This window comes from Tepidibacter sp. Z1-5, from assembly GCF_037844525.1.
Classification (GTDB): Bacteria; Bacillota; Clostridia; order Peptostreptococcales; family Peptostreptococcaceae; genus Tepidibacter_A.
Map to the genome: position 1 here is coordinate 108522 of NZ_JBBMMD010000036.1, position 15251 is coordinate 123772.

The 15251-nt window shown below is 27.7% G+C and carries 17 protein-coding genes and 2 other annotated features; of the genes, 13 read left to right on the top strand and 4 right to left on the bottom strand.

Going from position 1 to position 15251, the window contains the following annotated elements:
- The first annotated feature begins 22 nt into the window (after positions 1–22).
- A complete protein-coding gene (locus tag WJW32_RS09060) occupies positions 23–1105 on the top strand; it encodes an ABC transporter ATP-binding protein (RefSeq protein ID WP_340257549.1) in 1083 nt (360 codons plus the stop codon).
- On the top strand, positions 1099–1689 hold the full coding sequence (locus WJW32_RS09065; protein ID WP_340257550.1) for a CDP-alcohol phosphatidyltransferase family protein: 591 nt from the start codon (positions 1099–1101) through the stop codon (positions 1687–1689). Before WJW32_RS09060 ends, WJW32_RS09065 begins: the two co-directional genes overlap by 7 nt.
- Before the next feature lie 18 nt (positions 1690–1707).
- Here the strand turns inward: WJW32_RS09065 and WJW32_RS09070 are convergent, their stop codons facing one another.
- Complete coding sequence (locus tag WJW32_RS09070; RefSeq protein ID WP_340257552.1) at positions 1708–2268, bottom strand: exonuclease domain-containing protein; 561 nt, start codon at positions 2266–2268, stop codon at positions 1708–1710.
- Between the two features lie 174 nt (positions 2269–2442).
- On the opposite strand from WJW32_RS09070, the gene WJW32_RS09075 reads away from it, so the two are divergent.
- The gene (locus WJW32_RS09075) at positions 2443–2691 is read left to right on the top strand and encodes a hypothetical protein (protein WP_340257553.1); all 249 of its coding nucleotides are present in this window, start codon (positions 2443–2445) and stop codon (positions 2689–2691) included.
- Positions 2692–2739: 48 nt separating this feature from the next.
- Here the strand turns inward: WJW32_RS09075 and cls are convergent, their stop codons facing one another.
- Entirely contained in the window at positions 2740–4179 is a 1440-nt protein-coding gene (cls, locus tag WJW32_RS09080) for a cardiolipin synthase (protein WP_340257555.1), read from the bottom strand.
- 437 nt (positions 4180–4616) lie between these two features.
- Between cls and WJW32_RS09085 the strand changes: the two genes are divergently transcribed.
- The 3 genes from WJW32_RS09085 (at position 4617) to WJW32_RS09095 (ending at position 7059) form a co-directional block, all read left to right on the top strand.
- Positions 4617–5486, top strand: a complete 870-nt coding sequence (locus tag WJW32_RS09085; RefSeq protein WP_340257556.1) for a metal ABC transporter solute-binding protein, Zn/Mn family — start codon at positions 4617–4619, stop codon at positions 5484–5486.
- A gap of 155 nt (positions 5487–5641) precedes the next feature.
- Complete coding sequence (locus WJW32_RS09090; RefSeq protein ID WP_340257558.1) at positions 5642–6748, top strand: amidase domain-containing protein; 1107 nt, start codon at positions 5642–5644, stop codon at positions 6746–6748.
- Positions 6749–6858: 110 nt separating this feature from the next.
- Positions 6859–7059: a cold-shock protein gene (locus WJW32_RS09095; RefSeq protein WP_099187262.1), complete on the top strand. Its 201-nt coding sequence runs from the start codon at positions 6859–6861 to the stop codon at positions 7057–7059.
- Positions 7060–7161: 102 nt separating this feature from the next.
- Here the strand turns inward: WJW32_RS09095 and WJW32_RS09100 are convergent, their stop codons facing one another.
- Entirely contained in the window at positions 7162–7359 is a 198-nt protein-coding gene (locus WJW32_RS09100) for a hypothetical protein (RefSeq protein ID WP_340257560.1), read from the bottom strand.
- A gap of 186 nt (positions 7360–7545) precedes the next feature.
- On the opposite strand from WJW32_RS09100, the gene WJW32_RS09105 reads away from it, so the two are divergent.
- The 7 genes from WJW32_RS09105 (at position 7546) to WJW32_RS09135 (ending at position 14263) form a co-directional block, all read left to right on the top strand.
- On the top strand, positions 7546–7956 hold the full coding sequence (locus WJW32_RS09105; RefSeq protein WP_340257561.1) for a CBS domain-containing protein: 411 nt from the start codon (positions 7546–7548) through the stop codon (positions 7954–7956).
- 69 nt (positions 7957–8025) lie between these two features.
- Positions 8026–8242, top strand: a binding site (T-box leader).
- A gap of 39 nt (positions 8243–8281) precedes the next feature.
- Positions 8282–8498 (top strand) — a binding site (T-box leader).
- 134 nt (positions 8499–8632) lie between these two features.
- Positions 8633–9436 carry an ABC transporter substrate-binding protein gene (locus WJW32_RS09110; protein WP_340257563.1) on the top strand — a complete coding sequence of 268 codons (804 nt, stop codon included), beginning with the start codon at positions 8633–8635 and terminating at the stop codon, positions 9434–9436.
- A 12-nt stretch (positions 9437–9448) separates the two neighbouring features.
- On the top strand, positions 9449–10099 hold the full coding sequence (locus tag WJW32_RS09115) for an amino acid ABC transporter permease (protein WP_340257565.1): 651 nt from the start codon (positions 9449–9451) through the stop codon (positions 10097–10099).
- Positions 10092–10814: an amino acid ABC transporter ATP-binding protein gene (locus WJW32_RS09120; RefSeq protein WP_340257566.1), complete on the top strand. Its 723-nt coding sequence runs from the start codon at positions 10092–10094 to the stop codon at positions 10812–10814. Before WJW32_RS09115 ends, WJW32_RS09120 begins: the two co-directional genes overlap by 8 nt.
- 352 nt (positions 10815–11166) lie before the next feature.
- Positions 11167–12249, top strand: a complete 1083-nt coding sequence (locus WJW32_RS09125; protein ID WP_340257568.1) for an NAD(P)H-dependent flavin oxidoreductase — start codon at positions 11167–11169, stop codon at positions 12247–12249.
- Positions 12250–12268: 19 nt separating this feature from the next.
- Positions 12269–12712 (top strand): MarR family winged helix-turn-helix transcriptional regulator, encoded by a 444-nt coding sequence (locus WJW32_RS09130; protein WP_340257570.1) that lies wholly within the window; start codon positions 12269–12271, stop codon positions 12710–12712.
- Between the two features lie 324 nt (positions 12713–13036).
- Positions 13037–14263, top strand: coding sequence for a cation:proton antiporter (locus tag WJW32_RS09135; RefSeq protein ID WP_340257572.1), 1227 nt, complete (start codon positions 13037–13039; stop codon positions 14261–14263).
- Positions 14264–14303: 40 nt separating this feature from the next.
- Here WJW32_RS09135 and WJW32_RS09140 read toward each other — a convergent pair whose 3' ends face one another.
- Positions 14304–15053: a peptidylprolyl isomerase gene (locus tag WJW32_RS09140; protein ID WP_340257573.1), complete on the bottom strand. Its 750-nt coding sequence runs from the start codon at positions 15051–15053 to the stop codon at positions 14304–14306.
- Positions 15054–15251: the final 198 nt, after the last annotated feature.

The window sequence follows — 15251 nt, forward strand, 5'->3', positions numbered from 1 at the left end:
GACATGAGAGGAAGATTTGATTATGACGAAATTATATTTGAAAGATATAAAAAAAACTTATAGTAAATATGAAAAAACGTCAAATTTTGATTTAAATATAGATGAACTTAAAATTGAAGATAGAGATTTTTTTGGAATAGTTGGAGGATCTGGATGTGGTAAAACAAGTCTTTTAAAGATAATAGCAGGACTTATCGATATTGAACATGGAGAAATTTATATGAATCAAAATATAGTTAATGAAATTTTACCTCAAAGAAGGAATATAGGTATGATATTTCAAGAAAATTTACTTTTTCCTCATATGAATGTTTATGAAAATATAAGCTTTGGACTTAAGATTAAAAAAGTTGGGAAAAAAGAAATTTCTAAATTAATATATGATGTACTTCAATCCGTAGGGCTTAAAGGGTTTGAAAAAAGATACCCAAATGAATTAAGCGGGGGACAAAAGCAAAGAGTTTCTTTAGCTAGAGCGTTGGTATTAAAGCCTGAATTGTTACTTATGGATGAGCCTTTTAGTGCTCTAGACCCTGAATTAAGAAAAGAAATGAGGAATCTTATATTAAAAATTCATAAAGAATATAATATGACTATAGTGTTTGTAACTCATGATATAGAAGAAGCATTTAATTTATTCGACAATATGATTATAATGAAAGAAGGTAGGATAGTACAAAAGGGGTCTCCTATGCAAATATATGAAAATCCTATTAGTACTCATGTTGCTAGATTTATGGGAATTAATAATATTTTGTATGGAAATATTAAAAATAAAATATTTATAACGAACGATTTGAAGATAAATTTGAATAGATATAATAAAGATAATGTAAGTGGGAATCTTCTTTTAAAACCTGAATGTTTAAAAGTGTTAAAAATTAGTAATTGTTATGATATGGTAAATGTATTTGAAGGTACAATAAGAGAATTCTCATTTAGACAAGGTTTTATTGTTTTTAAAATAGATATTAATTTTATGGAACTTGAAACAATACAAGTCTATGACTCCAATGTAGAATTTAAATTTGATGAAAGAGTTTTTGTACAATATGATGAAAAAGGACTTTTATTTATAGCAGATGAGGAGGAAATACAATGTTAGATACTCATGCAAGAAAATATGTTAATCCTATGATAGATAAAGCCTCGAAAGGGTTTTTAAATTTGAAAATGACACCTAATCAAGTCACTGTATTAGCATTTATAATTGGAATAATAGCATCTATTGGAGTGTATTTTAATCATAATATAGTTGCATGCTTATTACTTTGGATATCGGGTTTTTTAGATGCTGTTGATGGAGCTATGGCAAGAACTAGCGATAATTCAACTCTTTGGGGGACATTACTTGACATTACTTTCGATAGAATTGTAGAAATATTTATTATAATAAGTTTGGCACTTAAATTTAACCAATTAATATTTAACTATTTGATACTTACTTGTTGCATAATTTTTTCTATGACTATATTTTTAACTGTGGGGGCTTTAAGTGAAAAAAATGGCATAAAGTCATTTTACTATCAAGCTGGAATAGCTGAAAGAACGGAAGGATTCATATTCTTTACGTGCATGATATTAAGTCCAAATAATACAGGTTTAATAACTAATATATTTTCTATATTGATATTTATAACTGCAATTCAGCGTATGATTGAAGCAAAAGAAATATTTACAAAAAAATAAAAGCTCAATATTGAGCTTTTATTTTTTTATAGATAGATTAGAAAAATCGAGTTTTTTAAATAGATGAATAAATATTTTACAAGTATACTCTGCATCAATATCGGCTCTATGCATATTGGTATCTTCTATTTCTATATCACACAAAGCTAGAGCGTTTGAAAGGCTAGCTGTTTTACCTTTTTCTAATTTTTTGATTTTAGAAAATTGTTTTTGTATATCCAAAAACTCATCAATCCAACCTAATTTTATATTATGAAGTTTACAATTTGTTTTTATATGGTAATAATCATCATATCCCCAAGAACATAATAAATAATCCTTGTCTAGCCACTCCTTGAAATTTTTTATTATTGATTTGAAAGATTCAGCACCATCTATATCAATTTGCTTTATATTAGTTTTTTTCTTTATTAATGAAAATAATTTGGAAAAATACTTTGGTTTTATAAAGGCTTGAAACCTGTCTATTATTTCTAAATCATTATTTAGCTTAACAGCTCCTATTTCTATTATTTCGTTTGGTATCTTATGCTTAAAAGGTTTACTATTTAATTCAAGGTCAAAAATTATATAATTCAAAAAAATCACTCCTATTATAATTGCTACGGATAAAGCTTTAGAATTTTTAGCTTTTATATAAAATCGTGCAGATTTTACTTTTATATTCTATCAATAATTCCCAAAAAAGAATAGTATATATAAAGAGTTTTTAATCAAATAGCTCTTTTATTATTTATACGAGGTGAGATAAAGATGCTAAAATGTCCTAAGTGCAATAAACAAATTTCAGATATACCAGGAAGTAGATGTCCTAGGTGTAAAAGAAAAATAACATCAAAGGATGTAGGACATATAGTTTGTCCTGAACCAGGATGTAACGCTATATTACCTAAAAGTAGTATTTATTGTCCAAAATGTGGAGCTAAAATAAGAAGTGAGGGTATTGAAGAGAAAGTTAATAAGGTAGTGAGAAAAATTGAGAAAATATTAGATTCATTATAATAAAAAAATAAACGAGGATATCCTCGTTTGTTTTTTGGTTTCTAAAAACTACAATATTGGTGATAGTAGTCTTGAAATGGATTCTTTGAATTTTATTATTAAATGCCTGTTATTATACATTTCTTGAGTAACCTCCGTACAATCATTCATATCCTTTTCGAATATTGATTTAAACTCATTTGAAATTACACTATCATATATAAAGGCATTGACTTCAAAGTTTAGTTTAAAACTCCTAACATCCATATTGGCAGTTCCAACAGATGCTATTTTACCATCTACAACTATTGTTTTTGCATGTATAAATCCTTTATCGTATATATAACACTTAGCACCTGCTTTGAGTAATTCGCTAGCATATGAAGATGAAGCCCAATATACAAACATATGATCTGGTTTGTTTGGAATCATTACTTTAACATCTACGCCTGATAAAGAAGCAAGTTTTAAAGCATGAAGTATACTTTCATCTGGAACAAAATAAGGTGTTTGTATATATATATTTTCCTTGGCAGAGTTAATCATTTTAATATAACCGTATTTAATTTGTTCCCATTCAGAGTCGGGTCCACTTGATATTATCTGGACACCGCTGTTTCCGTTTGAAGTTATTTTAGGAAAATACTTGGGCTTTATTTCTAATTTTTTATTGTGAGCACTTCTCCAGTCAAGTAAAAATCTAGTTTGTAACATATGGACAGCATCGCCTTTTATTTTAATATGAGTATCTCTCCAATAGCCCATTTTTTTATTTAGACTCAAATATTCATCGCCTATATTAAAACCACCTATAAAGCCCTCTACACCGTCTATTACAGCTATCTTTCTATGGTTCCTATAGTTTATTTTAAGATTTAAAAAAGGAATTACTATAGGGAAAAAAGCGATAGTTTGTCCTCCGGCCGCTTTAAGATCTTTAAAAAAACTTCTAGGAAGAGAATGACTTCCTATAGCATCGTATAAAAATCGTATTTCTACCCCTTCTTTTGCTTTTTTTGTAAGTTCATTTACTATTTTTCTTCCTAACGAATCGTTTTTTATTATAAAGTAAACCATGTGAATATGGTCTTTAGCGTTTTGAATGCTCTTGATTAACGCTTCAAATTTATCGTTTCCGTCTGTGAATATTTCAATATTATTATTTTGTGTAAAAATAGATTCGCTATGAGTTAAATGCATATAGACCATATCTTTGTAATTTTCAATAGATGGATCATTGAATTTTAAAGAGTTGTTTTGCAGTTGTAGTTTTTGGTTTTCTAAAAAAGTATTTATGCTATTAGCTTCTTCTGGCTTTATTTCAAATATTTTTTTTCTACTTAAATTTCTTCCAAATAATAAATAAACGATAAAACCGATATTAGGTATTAAAAGTAAAAGCATAAGCCAAGCTAGAGTAGCACTTGGTTTTTTTCTTTCTAAAAATATTATTGCAATTGCAAATAAGATATTCAATATTAATACTACAGATAATGTATTTGAAATCATAAAAAACCTCCTTATTAATAATGTATATAGTTTATTCAAAAATCTATAAAAATTCAATATTAATATTAAATCTATAAAATTTTTATATTTATGATTTTATAGGAAATTATATTCCTCTTTAAATTGTTGATAAATATAAATTTCGATAGGAGTTTCAAAAAAGTTTACATTTAAGATTCTTTATAGAAGAACTTTTTTCTTTTTTACGCTTAAGGAAATTATATGATTTTTAAATTGTGGATAATATTGATAAAACACCTGCACCTACAACTATTTTTGAGCAACGGAGCCTGTAAGGATCGTTGGCGATATGAGTCACCGCGTTAGCGAGTAGACGAATTTTTTATATTAATTAATTCAGAAATAAGTTAATGTGTATATTATTAACTATTTATGTAAAAAATTATAGAGACTATATAAAATAGGAGGAATTTGATATGAAAAGTAAGATATTAATTTTTTGTGTTGTTGTTTTATCTATATTTATAATATCAGTAAATAAAAGTAAAACAATACAAACATCTAAGGCAATTTTAAGGCAGGATGATAAGATTAAAGTTTACACTACAATTTATCCCATGTATGAATTTGCAAAAAATATAGGTAAAGATAAAATTGATTTAAAAATGATAATTCCCAACTCAATAAAACCAAATCAATTTAAGCCAACTCAAGCAATTATAGAAGATTTAAACAAAAGTGATGTATTAATATATAATGGATCAGAACCATGGATTGATAATATTATAAATTCTATTTCAAATGATAAAGTAATAATAGTAAAAGCATGTGAAGGTATAAAAACTATAAATGATGAACAAAAGAATTTTAATACATGGTTAAATCCTTTAAATGTAATAGGAGAGTCAAATAATATAAAAAATGCTTTTATAAAAGCTGATAATAAAAACAAAAAGATTTATGAAAAAAATTATTATTTATTTAAGCAAGAATTAATAAAATTAGATAAGCTATATTCTAATGAAATAAATAGCTTAAATAAAAAAGATATATTAGTTTCAAGTAATGCTTTTTCTTATATTGCAAATAGATACGATCTAAATCAAATAGATATTTCAAATATTTCTAAAGTGGATGATTTATATGAATTTATAAATGATAATAAAATAAAATACATATTTTCAGAAAATAAAATAGATGAAAATTTAAGAAAAATATCGAAAAAATTACAAGTGAACATATTGCAGTTGGATTCTATTGAGTACTTAAATAATGATATAAAGTCTGACTATATAGAAATTATGAGAGATAACTTAAAAAAAATAAAGAGAGGTTTGAAATATTAATTTATCCAAAAGTTAAAAGATCTAAAAATCCATCTAACCTAAGTTTCACTTTATGATTTGTAAAAAAATAATTATTAGTAATATTAGAATATATAGATTATATTTTAAAAATTAAATACATATAATTCTTTGAGTAGATTTTAGGGGGTATAAATGTGTTTATTATAATAAATAAAAGAAAATCTGTTGTTGGAATTATATGCATGTTGGTTTTGGCTATATCTTTATATTCATTAGAAATTAAATCAAAGGTTATAACAGCTTTTACTGATCAAGAATGTATGCAAATATTAGAAGAAATATTTGAAACAAGAAATAAAGCACTTTTGGATGAAGATGAGAGTAAATTAAACAATTTGTATGATAAAAATACTAAATATGGAGTATGGGCATATGAACATGAGATGAAAAAAATGAAGTACTTACATATTTGGTCAAACAAACAGGGAATTACATTTAAAGATATAAAGACTAAAGTAAAGATAAATAGAATAAGATCTAAGGAAGGAGGATATTCTATAAATTTTACGGCATCAACTGAGTATAAATATCAGTATAATAATTCTAAAAATGAAACTAATATATGCAGAATAGGAACATATCACTCCTTAGATACTATCAAGAATGAAGAGGGATGGTGTATAACTAAAGAGTGGTATACAGATCCTTTTGCAGATTCTCTTAATTTAGAAAATATAAAGTTTGATGATATAAAAAAACATATTATAGAGCAAGAAAAAAGAGATAACTATAATATTAATGAGAGAAGAAAAAAAGCCTTAGAGTATGCAGACATGTTCTGTGGTGCAGCAGCAGATGAGGAACATGAATATAAGTACAACAGTAAGTATAGAAACTATAATCCCTTAGGAGGAGATTGTGCTAATTTCGCATCTCAAATGTTATATGAGGGAGGAGGCTTTAGAAAAACGAGAGAATGGAATTATGATTCAAGTGGAGCTACTAAGGCTTGGGTAAATGCACATGCATTTAAAAATTATATGATATATAGCGGAAGAGCTTCTTTGATAGCATATGGAGATTATGACAAGGTTTATAAGGCATCTTATAAGCTTGAACCTGGTGATTTTGTAGCTTATGAAAAAAAAGGAAAGGTAACTCATATTTCAGTTGTAACAGGCTATGATTCTAAGGGATATTCTCTTGTAAATTGCCATAATACTGATAGATATAGAGTACCGTGGGATCTTGGCTGGAGTAATAAAAAAATCAAGTTTTGGCTTGTTAGGGTACATTATTGATAAGTTTTGATTTATGTATTGACAATAAGGTTTAAATGTAGTATTTTTAATTATAATGTAACAAATAATATATTTGTTTCAAATTCGTTTTATTTAGGAGGATATTATAAATGAAAAAGGGAACTGTTAAGTGGTTTAATGCAGAAAAAGGTTATGGATTCTTATCTATAGAAGGTGGAGAAGATGTATTCGTACATTTTTCAGCTATAGAAGGAGATGGATATAAGTCATTAGAAGAAGGACAACAAGTTGAGTTTGAAGTAGTTGATGGAGCTAGAGGCCCTCAAGCTGCTAATGTTATTAAATTATAATATTTAATTTGTATATGATCTGTATATATTAATTATATTAAAAAGTCGCTTTTTTAAAGGCGACTTTTATTATTCATAAGGAAATTATAATAAAGCGATTTTTTAGTTTATATCATTTTTGGTATTTACTTTGTTATCTATAAACAAAAACAGAGCAAAGAGATTTAAAAGTCCTATAAGTGCTGCAAAAAATAATTTTTTGAAATTATCTATATGTGAAAATTGATATGATGATATTAAGCTTAAAACAATTCCAAATGAGCTAATCAATATACCTACAAATCTTATTATATTATTCAAAATTAATCCCCCCGAATAATTTAAATTTTTATTTAATAATGAGAAATAATATATTTATAAGTATAACATGATACAGGTTGATTTTATTATGGAAATTTATACATTAGGTTAAACTTGACATCTTTTTTAATCTCAAGTAACATACTATTTAGATAAACTAAAATTTGAAAATAGGGGAGAAAACATATGAATATAGCTTTTTTTCTTACACCTAAAATAGAGGTAGCTTATTTAACACCGGAATCAACAATGCGTCAAGCTTTAGAGAAAATGGAGTATCACAGATATACAGCTATTCCTATAGTTGATGACGGAAGATATGTAGGAACAATTACTGAAGGAGATTTACTTTGGAAGTTAAAGAATACACCTGATTTAAACTTTAAAAATACTAGTAAAATCTTATTAAAAGATATATCTAGAAAAATGGATAATAAGCCTGTTTATATTGATTCAAATATAGAAGATTTAATTTCTCTAAGTATAAATCAAAATTTTGTGCCTGTTGTTGATGATCAAAATATTTTTATAGGGATAATAAAGAGAAGTGAGATAATAGATTATTGTTATAAATCTTTGTTTAATAAAAAAATTTAAAAATATATTGACACTTCAAAATTATATGTGTATAATATATATTAAGTTAAAAAAACAAACAAAATGACATGAAATCCAGTGAAGTGGAGAGTAGGTATAATGATTGTTAAAGCGAGCTAGAGTTGGTGTGAGTCTAGTAACATAGTTGTATTGAAGAGAGCCATGGAGGAGATTTTCTGAAATAGTAGTAGGAAAATACGGTACCTATCGTTAAAGGTTAATGAGTGGATACGATTTTTATTGTATCAACAAGAGTGGTAACACGGGCATATACCTCGTCTCTTATTTTTAAGAGACGAGTTTTTTATATACTAAAATAAAATATTTAAATCCAGTGAAGTGGAGAGTAGGTATAATGATTGTTAAAGCGAGCTAGAGTTGGTGTGAGTCTGGTAACATAGTTGTATTGAAGAGAGCCATGGAGGAGATTTTTTGAAATAGTAGTAGGAAAATACGGTACCTATCGTTAAAGGTTAATGAGTGGATACGATTTTTATTGTATCAACAAGAGTGGTAACACGGGCATATACCTCGTCTCTTATTTTTATAAGAGGCGAGGTTTTTTATATAAATTTATTATGTAGGAGGTGTTTAAAAGGAAATAATTGATGGTTGCACTTTAATGATTTAAACTGATAAAGTTGATTTTAATAAAAATATGAGAGGGGAATTTAAAATGTTTAAAAAAAGTGTTAATAAAATGATTGTTGTAGTTATGGTTTTATGTTTAGGAATGGTTTTCTCAGGATGTGGTAAAAGTGAAGTTTCACAATATGAAAAAATAAAAGAATCAGGAAAAATAGTACTTGGAACTAGTGCGGACTATCCACCGTATGAATTCCACAAAGAAGTGGACGGAAAAGATCAAATAGTTGGATTTGATATTGAAATTGCTAAAGCAATAGCAGAGGATATGGGCGTTGAACTTGAAATTAAGGATATGGATTTTGGGGGATTATTAGCAGCTTTAAATACAGGAACTGTTGATTTTGTAGTAGCAGGTATGACACCTACTGATGAGAGAAAAGAAAAAGTAGATTTTAGTGAGATATATTATAATGCAACTCAGGCTGTAGTTGTTAAGACAGAAAATAAGGACAAGATAAAGTCTATGGATGACTTAAAGGGAAAAACAATAGGAGTTCAAATGGCATCTGTTCAAGAAGAGATAGCTAAAGATCAAGTAAAAGATGCTCAAATTAAATCTCTTTCAAAAGTACCAGATCTTATGATGGAGCTTAAAAATGATAAAGTAGATGCTTTAATAGTTGAACTTCCTGTTGCAAAGGCTTATATAGATAAAAATACTGATCTTTCACTTTCAGGTATAACAGTTAAGGATGAAACAGGTGGATCTGCCATAGCTATTAAAAAAGGAAGTCAAGAACTTACAGATCAAATAAATAAGACATTAGATAAATTAGTTAAAGAAAATAAAATAGAAGAATTTGTAGTTGAAGCGACAGATATGATTGAGTAGGAGTTGAGTATAGTGGATTTTTCTTTCTTAAGTAAATATTATATGTTCTTTTTAATTGGGACTAAAAACACAGTTTTACTTTCAATATGTTCGGTATTTATAGGTGTAATATTAGGTCTTTTCGTATCTCTAATGAAATTATCTAAAAATAAGGTGTTAAATATAATATCTAGTGTATATATAGAGATTTTAAGGGGAACTCCTATCTTGGTTCAATTATTCATAGTTTATTATGGGCTTCCTACTTTAGGTATAGATATGCCTCCTTTTGTAGCTGGTATAATAGCTTTATCAATTAATAGTTCAGCTTATGTAGCAGAAATAGTAAGAGCTGGAATACAGGCTGTTGATAAAGGACAAATGGAGGCTGCAAGATCTTTAGGAATGAGTAATAGAATGGCGATGAGATACATTATAATACCTCAGGGGCTTAAAAATATATTACCTGCTTTAGGTAATGAATTTATAGTTTTAATAAAAGAATCTTCAATAGTCATGGTTGTTGGTATACCAGAGGTCATGTATAATACAAATATTGTAAGAGGAAATACATTCCAACCGTTTGAACCATTAATAGTTGCTGCTATTATATATTTTATATTAACATTTACACTTTCTAAATTTATGAACAAGATTGAAAGGGGGATGGCTGTAAGTGATTAAGATTAAGAATTTAAATAAAAAATTTGGAAAAAATCATGTTCTAAGAGGAATTGATGAGCATATAGAAAAAGGCGAAGTAGTTGTTGTTATAGGCCCTAGTGGTTCTGGAAAAAGTACATTTTTAAGATGTCTTAATCTACTTGAGCATCCTACCAGTGGAGATATAATATTTGAAGGGAAATCTATAACTTGCAATACTAATAATATAGACAAACAAAGAGAAAAAATGGGAATGGTTTTTCAACAATTTAATTTATTTCCACATATGAGTGTGTTAGACAATATTACGCTTGCACCTAAGAAGCTTAAGAGTATGAGTGATGAGGAAAGCGAAAAAATAGCTATTCAGTTATTAAAAACTGTAGGACTTGAGGATAAAGCAACTAATTATCCTAAACAGTTATCAGGAGGACAAAAGCAAAGAATAGCCATAGCAAGAGCGCTTGCTATGTCACCTGATGTAATGTTATTTGATGAGCCAACATCTGCACTTGATCCTGAAATGGTAGGGGAAGTTTTAGATGTTATGAAAAACCTTGCATCAAAGGGGATGACCATGGTTGTAGTAACTCATGAAATGGGATTTGCAAAAGAAGTAGGGGATAGAGTTATTTTTATGGATGGAGGAAAAATAATAGAACAAGGAACTCCTAAAGAATTATTTGAAAATCCTCAAAATGAAAGAACTAAGGATTTTTTAAGTAAAGTATTATAGTGGATTATATAATACTTAATCTAAAAATAATTCTTAAAATAACGCTTATTAGAATATATATTCTAATAAGCGTTATTTTTTATAACCAATATTAAATTATATGACTTTCAATTTGTAGATAACATTGATAAGTGAATTAAAGTTGCAACTATTTTGAGCAATGAAGCCGAGCGTTGGCGATATGAGTCAGTGCGTAGCTACTAGACGAATTTTTTATAAAAAATAGGAAATTATAAACTTATATATGTTAATAAAAAAACTTAATCTGTGTTGACTTTTGATATGTTTTTTTATATACTTTGACTATCAAAAGGTTTGAATGTCAAAATAAAAATGAGAGGAAGATGAATTTATGAAATTGCCGTCTTTAAATATAGGAGATTTAATAGCTAAAGTTCCAATTATTCAAGGAGGAATGGGTGTTGGTGTATCGGGAGCAAGACTTGCTGCAGCTGTTGCTAATGAAGGTGGAATTGGAGTTATATCAGGAGTACAAATAGGTTATAAGGAAGATGATTTTAGAGTTGATAATAAAATAGCAAATATAAGGGCTTTAAAAAGAGAAATAAAAAGAGCAAAAGAGTTAAGTCCTAATGGAATAATAGGAGTCAACTTTTTAGTTGCAATGGAAAATTATAAGGAAATGGTAAAAGCTGCAGTTGAGGAAAAGGTAAACTTGATAATATCAGGAGCAGGCCTTCCTAAGTCGCTACCAGATCTTATAAAGGGATCTAAGACTAAAATTGCTCCAATAGTATCATCTGCAAAAGCTGCTACATTAATATCAAAGCTTTGGGATAGAAAATACAATTATGTCCCAGATGTAGTTATAGTAGAAGGTCCTAAAGCTGGAGGTCATCTAGGATTTTCTATAAGTGAATTAGGATCAATTGAGAACATAGATTTGATTAAAATAGTAAATGAAGTTAAAGAAAGTTTAAAGCCTTTTAAAGAAAAATATCAAAAGGATATACCTGTGGTTGTAGCTGGAGGAATATTTGATGGCGATGATATAGCAAAATATATCAAAGCTGGTGCTGATGGGGTTCAAATGGGAACTAGATTTGTAGCCACTGATGAATGTGACGCACACATAAATTTTAAAGAAGCTTATATAAACTCTAAAAAAGATAATATTGAACTTATAAAAAGTCCTGTAGGTATGCCTGGAAGAGCTATTAGCAATGATTTTGTTAAAAAAACTAGAACTGGAAATATTCCAGTTAAGAAATGTTATAACTGTATAGCTGGATGTAATCCAAAAGATATTCCATATTGTATAACAGAGGCACTGGTTAGAGCTGTTAATGGAGATGTAGAAAATGGACTTATATTTAGTGGAAGTAATGCATATAAATTAGATAAAATAATTCCTGTACGTGATTTAATGAAGGAACTTGTAAAAGAAGCTAGCACAAAACTTAAAACTATATAAATATAAAGTGGTGACAAATATGAATGAAAATGTTCAAACATTAAATAAATTAATAACAAGCATTTTTTATGATTTAACAAATATAGAAAAAAAAATATTTGCTCAAAGCCAGTTTAATGATGTTTCAGTAAATGAAATTAGAACTATTCAAGCAATAGGAGTAAAAGAACCTAGGAAAATGAGCGAGGTTGCCATGACTTTAAAAATTACGGTTGGAACCTTGACCATATCAATTAATAGACTTGTGAAAAAAGGTTATGTGAAAAGAGTTAAGAGCGAAGAAGATCGACGTATAGTAATAGTTGATTTAACTGAAAAAGGAAAACTTGTTTATCAAACTCATGAAAAATTTCATTGTGAAATTATAGAAAATATAGTTTCTACATTGAACAAAAATGAACAGAAAATGCTTATACAATCGTTAGAAAATGTATGTGACTTTTTCAAATCTAAATATTATTAGAGGCTTATGCAAATTGCATAAGCTCTTTTTTTGCAAATTCATAGAGTTGGCAACATGAACTATGTTATAGTATAAAGTTAATTTGATTATGATTGTAAGAAAATTATGATTGTAAGAAAATTATATTTATTATAAATATAATTAAATTTTATATAACGTTTAAAATAAATACGATTTTTAAGAAATATAAAGATAAATAGGATATATCTAATAATTTAAGCTTACAAGGCAACATATGGTGATATATGAAGTTTTTTAGTTTGTATCTTTTGATATATAATTGGTGAGTTGGAATAATGAAATATCATAAAGGAGGTTATTAAATTGGAAAATAGCACAGTTGTGACTGTTAATGAAATACTGAGATTAACTATTATAGTATTGATTGTAGGAATGATTTTTTCAAAAATAAGTAAATTGATTAAAGTACCAGATGTAGTATTATTTTTAATAGCAGGTATTATAATAGGGCCGTCTGTTTTAAATATAGCTAGCATAGAGGCTTATCCTGTTGCGAATCAACTCATATTAACGTTTGGATCAGCATATATACTATATGATGGAGGCCGAGAGGTCAAACTTAAGGTTTTAAACGATGTGAAAATAACAGTAGGATTATTAGCAAGTTTAGGTGTATTAATTTCTGCTTTTTCAATTGGATTTATATCGATGAAAATATTTAACATTTCTTTTATATCTGCTTTATTGATAGGTTCAGTAATAGCATCTACAGACCCTGCAACATTAGTACCAGTGTTTAAGTCTATAGATATAAAAGATAGGTTGAAACAAACTGTAATAAGTGAATCTGCATTTAATGATGCTGTTGGAGCAATACTAGTCTTTTCAATACTTACAATAATAGATTCAGGAAAAATTTCATTAAGTAATAATATCGAAGAATTATTGATAATGATTGCTGGAGGATTGGTTGCTGGAGTAGTTATTGGAATTTTAGCATCTATGTCTATATCAGAAGGTAAGTACGGATTTTTTTATGAATTTGCACCATTAGTTTCTATAGTTGCAGTTATTGCTTCTTACATGTTGGCTGAAACGATAGGTGGAAGTGGATATATGGCTACTTTCATAACAGGACTTTTATGTGGAAATAAAAAAACATTCAAATTATGGGTTCCTGAAAAACATTATCAAATACAGACTCATGTAAGAGAAACGATTGCAGTTATAATGAGAATATCTATATTTGTTTTACTTGGTACTCACGTTGATTTCATATCTTTAGGTATGTATTGGAAACAATCACTTATAGTAATCGCTATATTAGTGTTAGTTGTAAGACCGCTATCTGTAATAGTATGTGTGATTTTTGATAGAAAAACAAAGTGGAGTATGAATGAAATATTATTTATGATGTGGGTAAGGGAAACGGGAGTAATACCAGCAGCTTTATCTGGAATGATAATGAGTATGAATGTAGATAATAAAGGTATTTTATCATCAGTAGTATTTATGGCAATATTGATAACTCTAGGAATTCAAGCAAGTACAACAAAATGGGTAGCAAAAAAATTAAATGTATTAGAATAGATTGAAAAAATCCTCTTAAATTTAAGAGGATTTTTTAATTTTACTCGTTTATAGTAACACTATACTTAGATTTTAATTCTTCTACTTTTTCAAAGTATGTAACTTGTTGTTGTTTGTAAATTAATTGGCTATATATATTGTCTTTAACTTCATCAAAAGATTTTGTGTCTGCATCTTTCTTATCAGTTAATTTGATTAGATGATATCCAAATTGAGTTTTAACTGGTTGGCTAATTTCACCTTTTGCCATATTAAAAGCTACGTTTTCAAATTCAGGAACCATTTGACCTTTTGAGAAAAATCCTAAATCTCCGCCTCTTTCATTTGAAGGGCATTTAGAGTATTTCTTAGCTGCATCTTCAAATGATAAACCACTGTTTATCTCAGCTGATATTTCTTTAGCTTGAGATTCATCTTCTACAAGTATGTGGCTAGCTTGAACACCTTCAGCAGATTTGAATTGTTCTTTGTTGTTTTCGTAGAATTCTTTAGCTTCTTTTTCTTCAACCTTTACACTGCTTAATAATTTGCCAATAGAGTACTGCTTTAAGAAGTTTTCTTTTATTCTTTTCATTTCACTTTTAAATTCTTCTTCTTCATCAGCACCATTTTCTATAGCATTTAAATAAAATAATTCTTGGTTAATTAAGTCTTCTAAAAGTTTTTTTCTTCCTTCTTCTGACTGGAACTGCATAGCTCTTTGAGGACCTAGGCTGTTAAGTGCAGAATCAACATCAGCTGCAGTAATTTCTTTTGTGCCAACTACGGCTAAAATATCTTTTTTTTCCATAATTAAACTCTCCTTTAAAATAATATTCTTTCACATAATAACAAAAAAAACAAATTATGTCCAATTTAATTTAAAATATAAATTTTAGAAAAATATTGCAAAAAAATGTAAAAGTGTGATACAATTATAACGAAAAATTTAATTGGAAGATTAATGTAATAATTTTTCAAAAAAATCATATAATGAATCAAGTATATT